Below are 16,796 nucleotides of genomic sequence, written 5' to 3' on the forward strand. Positions count from 1 at the left end.
TATCGATGCTGATCTCACTTCTTCTCGGCGCCATCGTGGGCGCGTTGCTCGGTCTGACGGGCGCCGGCGGCGGCATTCTGGCGGTGCCGGCGCTGGTGTTCGGAATGGGCTGGCCGATCCAGCAGGCGACGCCGGTCGCGCTCGTCGCCGTATCGAGCAGCGCGGCGGTCGGCGCGCTCGAAGCGTTCCGCAAGCGCCTTGTCCGTTATCGTGCCGCGCTGTTCATGGCGGCCGCCGGCATTCCGGCGACAGCGCTCGGTGCCCGCCTCGCACGCGCGTTGCCGCAGCGTTTGCTGCTTGCGCTCTTTGCCGGCGTGATGCTGTTCGTCGCGGTTCGGCTGCTGCGTCAGACGCTGCGGACCGGCGCGGCACCGCCGCCCGAATCGGCGCTGTGCGTGGCGCGTCTCAACCCAGCGACCGGCCGGCTCGCCTGGTCGTGGGCGACGGGCGCGGCGCTCGCGGCGACAGGCGCCGTGACCGGCCTGATGACCGGCCTGCTCGGCGTCGGCGGAGGATTCATCATCGTGCCGATGATGCGCAAGCTCACCAACGTGCCCATGCACGGCGTCGTGGCCACCTCGCTGATGGTGATCACGCTGGTGGGCGGCGGCGGTGTGATCGCCACGATGTATCACGGCGCGTCGCTGCCGCTGGAGGTGGTGCTGTGGTTCAGCCTCGCCACTGCCGCCGGAATGCTGGGAGGACGCCTCGCGTCACACCGTCTCCCGGGACACCAGGTTCAGCTCGGGTTCGCGACGATCCTGATATGCGTTGCGCTGGGGCTGATGGCGAAGGCCGCGATCGCCTGACTCCACGCCGGCGCTTTCGCCTGGGATTGCCGGCGACTCCTGCGTCGGCGTCCGCAATCGGCCGCCACCCGTACCGGACATCATCTTAAAAACCGTACAGGTACTGTACCGGACACGATCGCTAGAATGCTCCAATATCTCTCGACCGACAGCGGAGCTTCTCATGTCTTATCTCAGTCTCAGCGCGCTGCCTGCCGGCATCCTGTTCGCGCTCGTCACCACCATCACGCCCGGTCCGAACAACACAATGTTGCTGGCCTCCGGGGTCAACTTCGGATTTCGCCGCACGCTGCCGCATCTGTCCGGCATCAGCGCCGGTGTCGTGCTGTTGATGCTGTCGGTCGGCATCGGTCTGGGCGAAGCCTTCGTCCATTTTCCCGTGCTGTACACCGTGCTCGAGATCGCGAGCGTCGCGTATCTGCTCTATCTCGCGTGGAAGATCGGCACGTCGGGTGAGTTGAAGGTGAAGAAAGGCGAGCGCCGGCCCATGAAGTTCTACGAAGCGATTGCCTTCCAGTGGGTCAATCCGAAAGCATGGATGATGGTGCTGACCGCCGCCACCACGATCCACCTCAGCGAGAGCTACAGCGTGAACGCCGTCGTCATGGCGGTGATCTTCTACGTGATCGGCTTTCCGTGCATCTGCCTGTGGGCAGGTTTCGGCACGGCCATGCGGCAGGTGTTGTCGGACCCGAAACGCCTGCGCATCTTCAATGTAGCGATGGCGCTGCTGCTGGTACTGTCGCTGTATCCGATCGCGCTGAAGCTGGTCGGCCAGGGCGCTTGAACCCGCTTGAGCCTGCTTGAGCGCGGTTGCCGCGGCTCCTTTATAACGCGCCCTGCCCGACTCGCTCGATGAAGCGCCACAACGCGTCGTCGGTCGAGTATGGCGCGTTGAAGCGGAACCAGGCGCTCGGAGCGTCGTCGGGACGAAAGTAGGAGCCCGGCGCGAGCCAGATACCGTGGGTAAGCGCGGCCGTCGCCACTTCGCCGGCCCGCTCCGCTTCGATTGGCAAACGCGCCCACAGGAATAACCCGGCGCGCGGCCGGTGGAACACTTCGAGACCGAGCGAATCGAGCCGCTCTTCAACGGTTGCGTGGGCGAGCTTGAGACGCTCGTTGACGGCTTCCACGTGACGCGCGTAGCGCCCCTCCAGCAACACCTTGTCGGCGATCCGCTCGATCGCCTCCGACGACGTCAAACCCACCGCCATCTTCGTGCGCGCCAGTTCGCGCAGCACGGCGCGCTCGGCGACCACGTAGCCGCAGCGCAATCCCGGCGTCACCGTCTTCGAAAAGCCGCCGACATAGAGCACGCGCTGCAAGCCTTCCATTGCCGCGAAAAGCGGCGCGCCGGACGGCGCGAGTTCACGGCTCACATCGTCTTCGATCACCCACATGCGCTGACGCTCGGCAATCTGCAGCAAGCGGAACGCCGCCGACATGCCGAAGGTCGCGCCGGTCGGATTCTGCAGCGTCGTGTTGACGAAGATCGCTTTGGGCTTGTGCTCGGCGACCAGCGCTTCGAGCACGTCGGTATCGACGCCCGCCGGCGTGCGCGGCACGCCATGCACCACGAGGCCCGCCAGCTTGAGAATCTGCAGCAGATTGCAATAGCCGGGATCTTCGACGATCACCGCGTCGCCCGCGCGCAGCAGGGTACGCACGATCAGATCCAGCGCCTGGGTCGCGCCTTGCGTGAGCAGCACGTTGGAGACATCCACCGGCAGGCCGCGCCGGTCGAGTTGCTCGGCGATCCGTTCGCGCAACGGCGCAAATCCGTACGGATGCCCGTAATCGCCGAGGCGCGCCGCCGGCACCCGGCTCACCGCCCGCAGCGCGTGCTGCAAGCCGGTCTCGTTGATCCACTCGTTCGGCAGCCAGCCGCCGCCCGCCTTGATCGGCACCGAATGGTCGGCGAACACGTCGGACAGCAGCCAGGTCGCGGTGAGGCTCGGCGGCTGCCAGTCGGTCGCGGCGACGCGCGCGGACTGCGAACGCGCCGCCACGCGATAGCCGGAACCACGCCGCGCGACCACCAGTCCCATAGAAACGAGCCGGTTGTACGCCTCCGTGACCGTGAAGGTGCTCAGGTCGTGGCTTTGCGCCAGTTGCCGCACCGACGGCAAGAGCGCGCCCGCGCGCAGCGATTGCGCCTCGATGGCGCGCGTGAAGCCTTGCACCACCTGCTCGACGAGCGTGGGAGCGGCGCGCCGGTCGCGCTCGAGTTCTAGTTCGATCATGGTCAGGATGAAGAGCGGGCCGCGGCGGGCGGCCGAACGTATGAATGCGATGTCCAACCTCGGGGGCCGGCACGCATCGACACAGTTAGTGCAGATCCACCAACACAGTTAGCGCCACACTGCGTCAACTGTTTATGCCGCCATTAAACCGCGAACGCTACAGTTTTGCTATGCCCTTTGCTATGCCCCAAAGGAAGTCCCCTTGGGGAACCCACTTCGAGGAAATACACATGACTTCGCGCCCCGTCATCGACGATCTGTCGTCTTTCTGGATGCCCTTTACCGCCAACCGCCAGTTCAAGGCCGCGCCGCGCCTGCTGGAATCGGCCAAGGGCATGTACTACCGCACCACGGACGGGCGTGAAGTGCTCGACGGTTGCGCGGGTCTGTGGTGCGTGAACGCCGGCCACGGCCGCGAGGAAATCATCGCCGCAATTACCCAGCAGCTCTCCACGCTCGACTTCGCGCCGACCTTCCAGATGGGCCACCCGCTCGCCTTCGAAGCCGCCACGAAAGTCGCCGAACTGATGCCGGAAGGCCTCGACCGCATCTTCTTCACGAACTCGGGTTCGGAATCGGTCGACACCGCCCTGAAAATCGCCCTGGCATATCACCGTTCGCGCGGCGAAGGCCAGCGTACCCGCCTGATCGGCCGCGAGCGCGGCTATCACGGCGTGGGCTTCGGCGGCATCTCGGTCGGCGGCATCGCCACCAACCGCAAGACCTTCTCGGGCGCGCTGCTGCCGGCGGTCGATCATCTGCCGCACACGCATAACCTCGAACAGAATGCGTTTTCGAAAGGCCAGCCGGCTTGGGGTGCGCATCTGGCCGAGGAGCTCGAGCGTATTGTCACGCTGCACGATGCATCGACCATCGCCGCGGTGATCGTCGAACCCGTGGCCGGCTCGACGGGCGTGCTCATTCCCCCGCAAGGCTATCTGCAAAAGCTGCGCGAGATTTGCACGAAGCACGGCATCCTGCTGATTTTCGACGAAGTGATTACCGGTTTCGGCCGCGTCGGCGGGGCCACGGCGAGCGAATACTTCGGCGTGACGCCGGATCTGATCACGATGGCGAAGGCCATCAACAATGCCGCGATCCCGATGGGCGCGGTGGCCGCAAGCCGCACGATCCACGACACGATCGTGAACAGCGGCGCACAAGGCGCAATCGAACTGTTCCACGGCTACACGTATTCGGCTCACCCGGCTGCAACGGCAGCCGCGATTGCCACCCTCGACCTGTATCGCCGCGAGGGTCTGTTCGAACGCGCCGCGACGCTCGCACCGACGTTCGAAGCCGCGGCTCACTCGCTGCGCGGCGCGAAGCACGTGAAGGACGTGCGCAACATCGGCCTGATCGCCGGCGTGGAACTCGAATCGCGCGACGGCGCGCCGGGCGCGCGCGCGTACGAAGCGTTCGTCAAATGCTTCGAAGCGGGCGTGCTGGTGCGCTTCACGGGCGACATCCTCGCGTTCTCGCCGCCGCTCATCATCAACGAAGAGCAGATCGCGCACATCTTCAAGACCGTGGGCGACGTGCTGGCTACGGTGCAGTAAGCCGCAGCCGAAGCGCGACAAAGAAGGCGGCGCATGTTGCATGCGCCGCCTTCTTTTGCCAGATGCGCTTCTTTCAAACGCGTGCCGCGATCAATGATGCGCGCGCGAAGCCCGTGTTTGAGCCGCCTTCCTGGCCGCCGCCGAACGGCCTGCAGCACCCTTCGTCGCGGCGGCCTTCCTCGCCGCTGCGGAACGGCTGGCCGCCGGACGTTTGGCCGCGGCCGTCTTCGTCTGCTTTGACAACGCCGTGCGCGATGCGCCTGCGCTTCCCTCACGCTTCAATGCATTGGTCGCGGCGCGCGAGCGTTTCGCGGTCGACTCCGTGCTCTTCTTCGTCGTGCTCTTGCGCTGACCCGCGGCGTTATCCGTGGCGGCTTTCTTGCGTGTGGATTCGCTTGCCGCGCCCTTCTTCGGCGACTTCACGGCGACGCCCGCGCGGCGTGCTTCCGAAAGGCCAATCGCAATCGCCTGCTTGGCCGACCTGACGCCGTGCTTGCCGGCACGCACCTTGTCGACCTGTTCCTTGACGAATTCGCCGGCCTGGGTGCTCGATGACTTGCCGGCGCGCTTGTCGGCGTGGGCACGCTTGAGGGTTTTCTGTTCGGGCATGACAGTTCTCCAGTTGGTTGTGGCCTATGTCATGCAGCAACGGGTGTGCCTCGGCGCGTTGCGCGGGCGAATCTTCCGGAGAACGCCATCATGCGGGGATAGTCGCGGCGTTTCGCCCAGCGCACGGAATTGCGAAATCACGCGTGAACGCCGGCAAAAGTTCGAGCAATGCGCCGAATCGCCGCGAAAGCTCAAGAAACCGACGGCCAGGACTCGCGCCGGGCATCTGGACAGCGTATGGTGCTGGTAAGGGTTGGCGCGTGGTCCGGCCCGACGGGAGACGTCCATGAAGATACCTACCGTTCGCGCAGGCGCGCACATTGAAGGTGTGCACTGGATTGCCGAATACGCCGAAGACGTCCATGAAATTCGCGTCTTTCGCGAAGGCCAGGAAGTGGATGTGCACAACGCGCCCTCCACGCTGTTCGGCGACGAGGAGAACGCGGGCTCCAAAAGCACCGCGGATCATCGCGCGGTGGAGGCCGCCGTACTGGCTTATCTGAAACGATTCGTGATCGAGCACGACGCGGAGGAGTAGTTCTTCTTCGCCCCAAAGGCGATACGCCGGGCCGCTTTTCGACGGCGCAACTGTGTTCGTTTTTAAACACGCCTGCGGCGCCGGGCGCCGCAGGCGTCGAGACCTTACTCGGCAGGCCGCAGCTTCCTGACTTCGGCATCCGACGGCTGAACGCTCGCGCCATCGATATACCGGTACGACGTCATCACGCCCTTGCCGTCCTTCACCCCCGTCACGCCCACATACGCGCCCATGGTCGACTGATTGTCCTGCGCCCGATAGGTGATCGGCCCGAACGGCGTCTCCACGCCGAGACCCTTGAACGCGGCGGCGAGCTTATCCGGATCGACCGAACCGGCCTTTTTGATCCCGGCGGCAATCGACATCAACGCCGAATATCCCACCACCGAGCCGAGCCGCGGATAGTCGTGATACTTGGCCTGATAGGCATCGACAAATTTCTTGTTGGCCGGCGTATCGATCGAATACCACGGGTAGCCCGTGACGATCCAGCCGGTCGGCGCTTCAGCGCCCAACGGGTCGAGATAATCCGGCTCGCCCGTCAGCAGGGACACCACGCTGCGATCCTTGAAGAGCCCGCGCGTATTGCCCTCACGCACGAACTTGCCGAGGTCGGCGCCGAACAGCACGTTGAAAATCGCATCCGGCTTCGCGTCGGCAATCGCCTGCGTCACCGCGCCCGCATCGACATTGCCGAGCGGCGTGGCCTGTTCAGCGACGAACTGCACATCGGGCTGCGCCGCCGTCAGCAGTTTCTTGAAGGTCGCCACCGCCGATTGCCCGTACTCGTAGTTCGGATACACCAGCGCCCAGCGCTTCTTCTTCAGCTTGACCGCTTCCGGCACGAGCATCGCCACCTGCATATACGTGGAAGGACGCAGACGGTACGTGTATTTGTTGCCGTCGGCCCATACGATCTTGTCGGTCAACGGTTCAGCGGCGAGGAAGAAAATCTTCTTCTGCTTCGCGAAGTCGGCCAGTGCGAGGCCGGTGTTCGAGAGGAAGCCGCCGAACAGCAATTGCACCTGCTCGCGCGCAATCAGTTCCTGGGCGACGCGAATCGTGTCGCCAGGATTGCCGTTGTCATCGCGCGATACCACTTCGAGCGGTTTGCCGAGCACGCCGCCCGCGGCGTTCACCTGGTCGAGCGCGAGATTCCAGCCGTTCTTGTAAGGCCCGAGAAAGGCGGGCTGCGCCTTGTAGCTATTGATCTCGCCGATCTTGATGGTCTGCTGTGCGTTCGCGCTCAAAGCCGCGAGCGAGAGTACCGTCGGCACCATGAGGCGAGAAATCCATCCTGCGCGCGTGGTCATGCGTTTCTCCGTTAGCAAAAGAATTGCGGGAATGCGGGTTGTTGTTATCAGGCGTTCAAGCGGCTCGCGACTCATTCGGCCCGCGGCGTCGCGCGAATCCGGGCGACGCTCGCCGTGACGTCCTGCCATGCCGGCTTGCCGCCGGCAAACTGTTGACGCAGGTACGACACGAGTTCGGCGACCTGGGCGTCGTTGAAACTGTCGCGGTAAGCCGGCATCGTACCGAGTTCGGGCCGGGCAGGCGAGCCGATGCCATCGAGAATCACGCGAATCAGGTTATCGGGCGTCGCACTGTGCAGATTCGTGTTGAGCGCGAGCGATGGATGCGCGCCGAACAGTTGCGGTCCGCTGCCCGTGTGATGACAGGCGGCGCACGCGCCGTCGAAGAGCCGCGCGCCGAGGCCGGCAGGCATGCCCGTGATCGCGCTGGCCTCTTCAACCTGATGCGCCATTGCTGCCGGATTCGCGTTGGGTTCGAGCGGGTTGAGCGACGCGAGATACGTGGCCATCGCGCGAATATCGCTGTCGGGCAGCGCCGCCAGATCGCCGACCACCGGCGCCATCGGTCCCGCCGCGACGCCGTGCAGCGGCGCGTGACCGTGGCGCAGATAGCTGAACAGTTCGTCTTCGCTCCAGGGCACGGGCGCGGTCGAAAGCGTCGACAACGCGGGCGCTTCCCAGCCTTCCGCGATCCCGCCGCCCATGAACGCCGCACCGGTTTTCTCGGCGCCGAATGCGTTGCGCGGCGTGTGGCACGCGCTGCAATGGCCGAGCCCGTTCACCAGATACGCGCCGCGATTCCATTGCGCGCTTTGCGTCGCGCTGGCGGCAAAGGTCGTGCGTCCGAGAAAGAGTCCGTTCCATGCGGCCATCAGCGGACGCACGCTGAACGGATACGCCAGCTTCGTTTCCGGCGCACGCGAGCGGACCGGCGTTTGCGCCATCAGATACGCGTAGAGCGCTTTCAGATCGTCGTCGGAGGTGTTCTGGAACGACGTGTACGGGAACGCTGGATAGAGGCGGTGTCCATCGCGGCTGATGCCTTGCCGCATCGCCCGCATGAACGCTTCGAGCGACCAGTTGCCGATGCCGGTCTGGCCGTCCGGCGTGATATTGGTGCTGTACACCGTGCCGAAAGGCGTATCGAGCGGTTTGCCGCCGGCGTTCGGCACGCCGTTGTGCGCCGTATGGCACACCGCGCAATTGCCGAGCGACGCAAGCAGTTTGCCGCGCGCAACCAGGTCAGGCGCAAACGCGCTAGCAAGCGGCGGCGTGATCGGTGCGATAGCATGCGGCGCGAGCGACAATGCGCCGAGCCAACCGACCGCGCCTGCCGCGAACGTACCTAGAAAACCCAATCGCCAGCGCTTCTTCTTACGCGCCGCCTTGTCTTCGGCTTGCGCATCGGCAAGCGCGGCGCGAATCGTTTCCGGCGTGAAAGGCGGTCTGCGAAAACGCACGCCCGTGGCGTCGAAGAGCGCATTGGCAATCGCCGCCGCGCCGGGCAGCGACGCGGATTCGCCCGCGCCCATCGGCGGCTCGCCGTGGCGCGGCATCATCACCACGTCGATCACCGGCACTTCACGAAACGTCAGGATCGGATAGGCGCCCCACTCCTGGCTCGTCACCGCGTTCTCGCCGAACGTCACGCGCTCTTTCAGCGCGCGGCTGGTCGCCTGGATCACGTTGCCGTGTATCTGATGACGCACGCCGTCGGGATTCACCATCGTGCCGGTATCCTGGCCGACCACCACGCGCGTCACCGCGAGCTCGCCGCTCCTGCGATTGACTTCGACGTCGGCCACCCACGCGGACCACGCCGCGCCGAAGCCGGGAAATTTGCTGTGCACGTAGCGAGCGTAAGCGATGCCCCGTCCGCGCGCGATGTCGCCCGCTTCTTCTTTTGGTTCGGTATTGCGCGGCTGCCAGCCGGCCTTCTCCGCGACGGCCTTCACCAGTTCGATCGCGCGTGGATCGCGCAGATGCTTCAAACGAAACTCGAGCGGATCGACACCCGCCTCCACCGCCAGTTCGTCGATGAACGACTCGTGCGCGAACGTGTTCGGCAACGCAGACACACCGCGCAGCCACGACGCCCGCACGATCGGCGGCGTGTCGTCGCAGACGACGCGCATGGTGCGGTAGTCGTACGGCGGCACCGCCGTACGGTCGCCCATTTCGAACACTTGCGGCTGCGCGGGGATCGTGCCGGTCAGCAGCAGCCCTAACGTAGGCGCATCGTTCGACGGATAGCGCGTCGCAAAGTCGTAAGCGGCCAGTTCGCCTTCGGCAGTCAGCGCACCGCGCACGTCCATCAATTGCGCGGCGCCTTTCGGCTCCCACGCATGCTCGTCTTCGCGCGAAAGTTGCACGCGCACCGGACTGCCGGTGGCTCGCGAGAGCAGCGCGGCGTCGGCGGCGACGTCGTCCGCGCAATTGCGGCCGTAGCAGCCCGCCGCGTCCATCCGCACGATCTCGATGCGCGCTTCGTCCATGCTCATCAGCAACGCGAGATCGGCGCGCAGCGAATGCGGATTCTGCGTGCCCGACCAGACCTTCAACGCGCCCTCGCGATAGTCGGCCACCGCGCACGACGGTCCAATCGACGCATGCATCTGGAACGGCCACACGTAAGTGCGTTCCAGCGTGCGGGCGGACTCCTGCGCGAGCGCCGCATCGACATCGCCCTCGATCACCAGATCGCGGCGGCTGGCGGGATTCGCGCGCAAGGCCGCTTCCACTTCCTCGCTGGTTTCGAGCGACGGCAAACCTTCAACCGCTTTCCATTGCACGCGAAGCCGCTTCACGGCCTGCTGCGCGATTTCCTCGCGCTCCGCCACGATGCCGACGAAATCGCGAATCACCACGACCTTCACGATGCCGGGCAGATCGCTGACCGAATCGTCATCCACGCGCAGCAGAGTGTTGCTCATGAAGTCGCCCTGCGCGACGCCGGCGTACGGCGGCCGAACCACGCGGCCGTGCAACATGCCCGGCACGCGTACGTCATGCACGAAACTCAATTCGCCGGTGGCCTTCGCCGGAATGTCGATGCGCGGCGCGCTTCTGCCCACTATTCTGTACGTGTCCGGCGACTTCAGCGGCGCGTCGGTGGCGAGCTGCAATTCGACACGTTTTCCGCTGATCAGATCGCCGTAGCCGATGCCCTTCGCAGCAGTGTTGCCGTCGCGTGGGAAAACGATACCGTCACGCACGTCGAGTTGTTCGGCGCCAACGTTGAGCCGCGCCGCCGCTTCCGCCAGCAGAAATTGCCGCGCCTGCGCCGCCGCGTGCCGCAACGGCACGGCCGAAATCTGGATCGTCGCGCTAGCAATCGTCGGCCCCTGGTTCGGCGCTTCACGCGTATGACCGAGCACGATCGACACGCGCGTCAACGGCACATCCAGTTCCTCCGCGACGATCTGCGCGAGCGCCGTGCCGATACCCGTGCCGAGATCGACGTGGCCGTTGAACGCGACTACGCTGCCGTCGTCGCGCACCACGAGGAACATATCCGCTTCGGTCGGCACGAACGACGAACGCGACCCCGGCTGACCGATCGCCGGCTTCGCCGGTGCCTGCGGCGGCCGCGCGACGATCAGCACGCTCTGCGCGTCGTAGAGTTGCTGCCGCGACGGCGGCGCGGAGCGTCGATCGACGCTGAAATCCGGCCCGGTCATGCACGCGCTCCTTCATGCACGGCTGATTGCGCCGCCGTTTGCGCGGCAAGCAATTCAGCGGCGCGCTGCACCGCGCGCACGATCTCGACATGCGTGCCGCAACGGCACAGATTGCGCGACAACTCGCGCCGGATCGTCTCGACGCCCGGATGCGGATCGCGATCGAGCAGCGCCTTGGCCGTCATGATCATGCCGTTCAGACAATAGCCGCACTGCGCAGCCTGTTCTTCGATAAACGCCTGCTGCACCGGATGCAGCGCGGCGCGCGTGCCCAGACCTTCCAGCGTGGTGATCTCGCGGCCCACCGCGACCTTCGCCGTGGTGACGCAGGCGCGCGTGGGCATGCCGTCGAGCAGGACCGTGCATGCGCCGCATTCGCCGAGACCGCAGCCGAACTTCGGACCGTTCAGCGCGAGATCGTTGCGCAGCAGGTAGAGCAGCGGCGTGTCGGCGGCGGCGCTGACGAGATGCGTCGCGCCGTTCACGTTCAGCGTAAGAGGCGCGGGGCGGCTCATGTCAGTGCCGGCCTGACCGTGCGATGCGTGCTCACAGCACCACCGGCACTTCGGTGGCCGGTGGCGTGTTGCGGCTCCTCCGGCAGCGGATCAGGCCGTCGATCATCACCATGCCCACGCCCGGAATGTCGCCGAGCTGCACGCTTTCGAGCAGCGTATCGGCCGCCGTGTGCTGCGCGCGATCCATGAACACGAGGTCCGCGGGACGCCCCACTTCGATCAGCCCTTGCCGCAGATTGCGTTGCCGCGCGGTGTTGCCGGTTGCGAAGCAGAAGGCGATTTCTGCGGGCACGTCGGCGAGGCTCGAGATCAGCGCGATCATCCGCAAAATGCCGAGCGGCTGCACGCCGGAACCGGCGGGACTGTCCGTGCCGAGAATGATCCGGTGCGGACACTTCAATTCGATCGCATGACGCGCCGTCAGCAATGCGATCCGTTCGTTGCCGTTATGGACGATTTCCAGCGCGCGGCTCGATTGCTCGCACAGGTCGCACACATGCCGGTAAGACAGCGACGTATGGCCCCCGTTGATATGGCCGATCACGTCCGCGTCGGCGGCGAGCACCACGTCGCGGTCGATCAGGCCCGAGCCGGGAATCGACGGACCGCCCGTGTGAATCGTGCTCTGAATGCCGTACTTGCGCGCCCACGCGACCATCTGCGCGGCTTCCTCGCCGCCCTTCACGCTGCCGAGGCCGACTTCGCCGAGCAGTTTGACGCCTGCTTCCGAGAGCTCCTTGAAGTCCTCTTCGACCATGCCCTTCTCGATCACCGGCGCGCCCGCCATGACCTTGACGCCGCCGCCGACACCCGCGCCGCGCATGCCTTCGAACGAGCGTTGTGCGGTAATCGCGAGCGCCTTCACGCCGAGCACGTCTTTCGGACGGCCGGGCAAATGCACTTCGCCGGCGGAAATCATCGTGGTGACGCCGCCGTTCAGATTCGATTCGATCCAGCCCATCTGATTCTGGCGCGGCGTCCAGTCGCCGAACACGGGATGCACATGCGAGTCGATCAGGCCGGGCGCGACCGTGGTCCCTTTGCAATCCACCGTCGTACGCGCGCCTTCGAGATCGCAGTCCTTTTCCTTGCCGACCGCGACGATCACGCCGTCGTCGATCACCAGCGTGTCGGCGTCGAGAATCGGCCGGTCGATGTCGCCGGATAACAGCAGCCCGATGTTCGTTACCGCGACCTTGCCCGACAAGCCTGTCAACGTCTCTGCTGCCATCTGCTTCTCCTTTCGCAACGACTGCCCAGCGACGCAAGCGTGCAAGCTGCATTTCGCCGGCCGATGGAATCACACGCTCAGATAAGCGCGCCTCACTGTTTCGTTCTGTGCGAGTTCGCCGATCGTGCCGCTAAAGCGGATCTGCCCTTTTTCGAGCACATACGCGCGGTCGCTGACCAGCTCGGCGAAGTGCAGGTTCTGTTCGGACAACAGAATCGACAGCCCTTCGCGCTTGAGTTCGAGAATCATGTTCGCCATCTGTTCGACGATCACCGGCGCCACGCCTTCGGACGGTTCGTCGAGCAGCACCAGATACGGATTGCCCATCAGCGTGCGCGACACGGTGAGCATCTGCTGCTCGCCGCCGCTCATCTGGCCGCCCGGACGCTGCGGCATTTCGCCGAGATTGGGAAAGAGCCGGAACAGTTTTTCCGGCGTCCATTGCGGTGCGCCTTCGCGCGGCGGCTGACGGCCGGTGTCGAGGTTTTCCATCACGGTCAGATCGGCGAACACGCGACGATCCTCGGGCACGAAGCCCATGCCCATGCGCGCGATCCTGTACGGCGGCAACGCCGCGATGTTCTGCCCGCGAAAACTCACTTCGCCCTGGCGGCGCGGCAGCAGACCCATCACCGCTTTCATCGTGGTCGATTTGCCGGCGCCGTTGCGGCCCATCAGCGCGACGACTTCGCCGCGGCCGACTTCGAGGCCGACGTCGAACAGAATATGCGCGCGGCCATAGAACGCGTTGAGGCCGGAGACTTTCAGCATCGGCTCGCTCATTGCAGCGCTCCCTGGCCCTGATGGCCGCCCGCTGCCTCGTGCAGCGGCGCGTGCGGCTGGAAGGTCTTGCCGGTGCCGAAATAGACTTCCTGGACGCGCGGGTCGTTGCGGATCGTGTCGGCGTCGCCCTCGGCGATCAGCTTGCCGCGCGCGAGCACGATCATGCGATCGGCGTAGGCGAATACCACGTCCATGCTGTGCTCGGTGAAGAGCACGCCGATCTTGTGTTCGGTGACGAGACGCTTCGTCAACGCCATCAATTCATTACGCTCCTTCGGCGCCATGCCGGCGGTGGGTTCATCCATCAATAGCAGCCTGGGGCGGTTGGCAAGCGCAATCGCGAGTTCCACGCGCTTGACGTCGCCATAAGCGAGCACGCCGCACGCGCGGTTCGCGTCCGCGGCCATGCCGACCTGTTCGAGCAACGTGAAGGCTTCGTCGGCGTAGCGCGAGCGGGCGGCCTTCCATAGCCCGAAAGTCTTGCGTTCGCGCGAGACCAGGGCCATCTGCACGTTCTCGATCACGGTCATGGAATTGAAGGTTGCGGCGATCTGAAACGTGCGGCCCACGCCAAGCCGCCAGATTTCACGCGGACGCATGCCGACCAGTTCGTGACCGTCGAGGCGAATCGATCCGGATGAAGGCGGCAATTGACCGTTGACCATGTTGAAACAGGTAGATTTGCCCGCGCCGTTCGGCCCGAGCAAAGCCAGCAATTGACCGGCTTCGAGATCGAACGAGACGTTGTCGACCGCCTTGAGGCCGCCGAACGATTTGGAGAGACCGCTGACGCGCAGCAAGCTCATAGCCCCTCCTTGATTGCCGTGCGCCGGGAAGGCGAGACGGCACTCTTTTCCGGCGGGTCGAAAGTATCGTCGCCGAAACGCTCGCGAATGAAGCCGACGATCCCCTGCGGAAACGCGATCACCAGCAGCAGGATCGCGAAGCCCAGCAGCGCCTGCCAGTAGTCGGTCTGCCGTGCGACGGTGTCCTGCAGCCACGTGAACACGGCCGCGCCCACAATCGGCCCGGTGAGCGTCTGCAAGCCGCCGAGCAGCACCATCACGAGGCCGTCCACCGAACGGCTCACGCTGATCACCTCCGGCGAAATCGTGCCCTTGGAGAACGCATAGAGCGAGCCGGCGAGTCCGCAGAACAACGACGCGATCACGAACGCGGCCCATTGCACGCGCTTCACGTCGATACCGATCGCCTCGGCGCGCAGCACGGAGTCACGCGACGCGCGCATGGCATAACCCAGCGGCGAGAACAGCATCTTGCGCAACAGCCACACGCCGACCACGGCGCAGGCGAGCGTGAGATAGTAAAAGGCCACCGGTGAAGACAGCCAGTTCGACGGCCACAAACCGAGAATGCCGTTGCTGCCGCCCGTCACGTCGTCCCACTGGAACACCACCGACCAGACAATCTGTGCGAACGCGAGCGTGAGCATCGCGAGATAGACGCCGGAGAGGCGCACGCAGAACCAGCCGAACACCAGCGCGCCGGCCACGGCCAACAGCGGGCCGAGCAGCAAGGCGGCTTCCATCGGCAGATTTAGTACTTTGAGGAACAGCGCGGCGCCGTATGCGCCCAGTCCGAAGTACGCTGCGTGGCCGAACGAATGCATGCCGCCCGGTCCCATGATGAAATGCAGGCTCGTGGCGAACAGCACGGCGATCAGGATCTCTACCAGCAACACGGGCATGTACGGAAATGCATTGGCCGCGAGCGGCGCAAGCACGAGAACCAGCAACGCGATGGCCGCCAGCCACTTGAGCCGTTTGCCCGCCGGACGCAAAGGCGTTTCCGGCGCCGCCATGCCGCGCACCGCGGCGCTCGCGCGGCCGAGCAAACCCCAGGGACGCACCACCAGCACGACCGCCATCACGACGAATTCGGCCACCAGCGTAAAGCGGCTCAACGAAAGACCGACGCCGAAGATCGTCACATGGCCGATGCCGATGCACAGCGCCTTGATCTCCGCGATGATCAGCGCGGCAATGAACGCCCCCGGAATCGACCCCATGCCGCCGACCACCACGACGACGAACGCGTTGCCGATCGTCTCCAGATCCAGCGACAGATTCGCCGACATGCGCGGCCCTTGCAGCGCGCCGCCCAACCCGGCGAGAAACGCGCCGACGAAAAACACCCCGGTAAACAGCCACGCCTGATTGATACCGAGCGCGCCGAGCATCTCGCGGTCCTGCGTGGCGGCGCGCACCAGCGTGCCCCAGCGCGTGCGTGTCAACGCATACCAGAGCAGCAGCAACACGACGGGACCGATCACGATCAGAGCGATGTCGTAGGTAGGCAGCGGATGGCCGAGGAAATCGACCGCGCCCGCCAGATGCGGCGCACGCGGTCCGAACAGGTCTTCCGGACCCCACAGCCACAGCGCGGCGTCGCGAAAGATCAGCACCAGCGCAAACGTGGCGAGCAGATGAAACAGTTCGGGCGCCTGGTAGATGCGCCGCAGAACGATCATTTCGACCAGCGCGCCCAGCACCGCGACCACCAGCGCCGCGGCCAGCACGGAGAGCCAGAAGCCGCCCGCCGTGTGTCCGAAGCGGCTCGCCATGCTGTACGCGACGTAGATGCCGAACATGTAGAACGAGCCGTGCGCAAAGTTGACGATGCGTGTCACGCCGAAGATCAGCGACAGACCGGCGGCGACGAGAAACAGCGTCGACGCGTCGGCGAGCCCATTGACCAGCTGTACCAGCAAATTCGAAAACATCGCGACCCTCGGCAGCTTGCTGAACGGCGAGCGCGAGCAGTGGCGCATTCGACCCGACCAGCAGACGTTGCAGCGCGTGCGGCACCATGCGCGCACGCGTCAACGGCAGGACAGTAACAGCCCAATAACCGGATGCAAACTCAGCGCAGACCGTCTTCGCCTTTGATCTCGCTCACCTGCAGGCCGCCGATGCGCGGCAACGGCCGGCCTGACGCCGTCACCGCGACGGCCACGACGATCTCGTTCGCGCGCGGCGCGTCGGATACGCGCGCCTCGATCGCGTCGAAATGACTGCGCACGAAGGCGGCGTCCTTGTGGCCGAGCGGCACGTCGATCGCGGTGCCGAGCGTGCCCATCTTCTTCGCCGACGGCACCAGCGCCGCGCCCTTCTCGACCGCCACCCGCAGCGGCGCACCGAGCTTGGGATGCAGGAGCGCGGCGGCATGCTCCAGCTCGCCCGCCTCGCCGACAATCGCGGCCTTGCCATAGCTTTGCGCCTCGCCCGGCGCGATGCTCAGCGCTTCGACACACTTGTTGCCGAGCAATGCGCCCAACTCTTCACCCGCTTCGATCAGCGCGTCGAGTTTGGCTTCGTAGCGGCCCGCATAAGGATTCTCGATCACCGCGATCGCGACCGCGCGGCGCACCGGCGGATTGACGGCCTGCCCCATTTCAATGCGTGTTTCATCCACTTGCACGACCAGCTTGCGAAGCTTGATTGCCATTTCGCTCTCCGAGTTTCGATACCTGTTCTGCGTTATTTCAGTGCGCCA

General features: G+C 65.2%; 14 protein-coding genes. 4 read left to right on the top strand and 10 right to left on the bottom strand.

Annotation, left to right across the window (positions count from 1 at the left end; genetic code table 11):
- The first annotated feature begins 5 nt into the window (after nucleotides 1–5).
- Together NE850_RS21735 and NE850_RS21740 are read left to right on the top strand one after the other, a co-directional pair.
- Entirely contained in the window at nucleotides 6–809 is an 804-nt protein-coding gene (locus NE850_RS21735; protein ID WP_007178041.1) for a sulfite exporter TauE/SafE family protein, read from the top strand.
- A gap of 163 nt (nucleotides 810–972) precedes the next feature.
- Nucleotides 973–1,596 (top strand): LysE family translocator, encoded by a 624-nt coding sequence (locus NE850_RS21740; protein ID WP_007178042.1) that lies wholly within the window; start codon nucleotides 973–975, stop codon nucleotides 1,594–1,596.
- Nucleotides 1,597–1,636: 40 nt separating this feature from the next.
- Here NE850_RS21740 and NE850_RS21745 read toward each other — a convergent pair whose 3' ends face one another.
- On the bottom strand, nucleotides 1,637–3,052 hold the full coding sequence (locus tag NE850_RS21745; RefSeq protein ID WP_007178043.1) for a PLP-dependent aminotransferase family protein: 1,416 nt from the start codon (nucleotides 3,050–3,052) through the stop codon (nucleotides 1,637–1,639).
- Nucleotides 3,053–3,282: 230 nt separating this feature from the next.
- On the opposite strand from NE850_RS21745, the gene NE850_RS21750 reads away from it, so the two are divergent.
- Nucleotides 3,283–4,611, top strand: a complete 1,329-nt coding sequence (locus tag NE850_RS21750) for an aspartate aminotransferase family protein (RefSeq protein ID WP_165189106.1) — start codon at nucleotides 3,283–3,285, stop codon at nucleotides 4,609–4,611.
- A 90-nt stretch (nucleotides 4,612–4,701) separates the two neighbouring features.
- On the opposite strand, the gene NE850_RS21755 is transcribed toward NE850_RS21750, so the two are convergent.
- Nucleotides 4,702–5,220: a DUF6496 domain-containing protein gene (locus NE850_RS21755; protein ID WP_310699392.1), complete on the bottom strand. Its 519-nt coding sequence runs from the start codon at nucleotides 5,218–5,220 to the stop codon at nucleotides 4,702–4,704.
- Nucleotides 5,221–5,506: 286 nt separating this feature from the next.
- Here NE850_RS21755 and NE850_RS21760 point away from each other — a divergent pair, with 286 nt between their 5' ends.
- On the top strand, nucleotides 5,507–5,758 hold the full coding sequence (locus tag NE850_RS21760; protein WP_007178046.1) for a hypothetical protein: 252 nt from the start codon (nucleotides 5,507–5,509) through the stop codon (nucleotides 5,756–5,758).
- 104 nt (nucleotides 5,759–5,862) lie between these two features.
- Here NE850_RS21760 and NE850_RS21765 read toward each other — a convergent pair whose 3' ends face one another.
- The 8 genes from NE850_RS21765 to NE850_RS21800 all read right to left on the bottom strand — a co-directional run bounded on the left by NE850_RS21765 (nucleotide 5,863) and on the right by NE850_RS21800 (nucleotide 16,748).
- Nucleotides 5,863–7,071: an ABC transporter substrate-binding protein gene (locus NE850_RS21765; protein WP_007178047.1), complete on the bottom strand. Its 1,209-nt coding sequence runs from the start codon at nucleotides 7,069–7,071 to the stop codon at nucleotides 5,863–5,865.
- A 71-nt stretch (nucleotides 7,072–7,142) separates the two neighbouring features.
- On the bottom strand, nucleotides 7,143–10,751 hold the full coding sequence (locus NE850_RS21770; protein ID WP_007178048.1) for a molybdopterin cofactor-binding domain-containing protein: 3,609 nt from the start codon (nucleotides 10,749–10,751) through the stop codon (nucleotides 7,143–7,145).
- Complete coding sequence (locus NE850_RS21775; protein ID WP_007178049.1) at nucleotides 10,748–11,266, bottom strand: (2Fe-2S)-binding protein; 519 nt, start codon at nucleotides 11,264–11,266, stop codon at nucleotides 10,748–10,750. The genes NE850_RS21770 and NE850_RS21775 overlap by 4 nt, the downstream gene beginning before the upstream one ends.
- 31 nt (nucleotides 11,267–11,297) lie before the next feature.
- Nucleotides 11,298–12,497: an amidohydrolase family protein gene (locus NE850_RS21780; protein ID WP_007178050.1), complete on the bottom strand. Its 1,200-nt coding sequence runs from the start codon at nucleotides 12,495–12,497 to the stop codon at nucleotides 11,298–11,300.
- Nucleotides 12,498–12,566: 69 nt separating this feature from the next.
- Nucleotides 12,567–13,280 (bottom strand): ABC transporter ATP-binding protein, encoded by a 714-nt coding sequence (locus NE850_RS21785; protein ID WP_007178051.1) that lies wholly within the window; start codon nucleotides 13,278–13,280, stop codon nucleotides 12,567–12,569.
- Nucleotides 13,277–14,086, bottom strand: coding sequence for an ABC transporter ATP-binding protein (locus tag NE850_RS21790; RefSeq protein WP_007178052.1), 810 nt, complete (start codon nucleotides 14,084–14,086; stop codon nucleotides 13,277–13,279). The genes NE850_RS21785 and NE850_RS21790 overlap by 4 nt, the downstream gene beginning before the upstream one ends.
- Nucleotides 14,083–16,023: an ABC transporter permease subunit gene (locus NE850_RS21795; RefSeq protein WP_007178053.1), complete on the bottom strand. Its 1,941-nt coding sequence runs from the start codon at nucleotides 16,021–16,023 to the stop codon at nucleotides 14,083–14,085. Before NE850_RS21795 ends, NE850_RS21790 begins: the two co-directional genes overlap by 4 nt.
- Before the next feature lie 140 nt (nucleotides 16,024–16,163).
- Nucleotides 16,164–16,748 (bottom strand): amino acid synthesis family protein, encoded by a 585-nt coding sequence (locus NE850_RS21800; RefSeq protein WP_007178054.1) that lies wholly within the window; start codon nucleotides 16,746–16,748, stop codon nucleotides 16,164–16,166.
- Between the last annotated feature and the right edge of the window lie 48 nt (nucleotides 16,749–16,796).

The organism is Paraburkholderia sp. USG1 (genome assembly GCF_031570135.1).
Classification (GTDB): domain Bacteria; phylum Pseudomonadota; class Gammaproteobacteria; order Burkholderiales; family Burkholderiaceae; genus Paraburkholderia; species Paraburkholderia dioscoreae.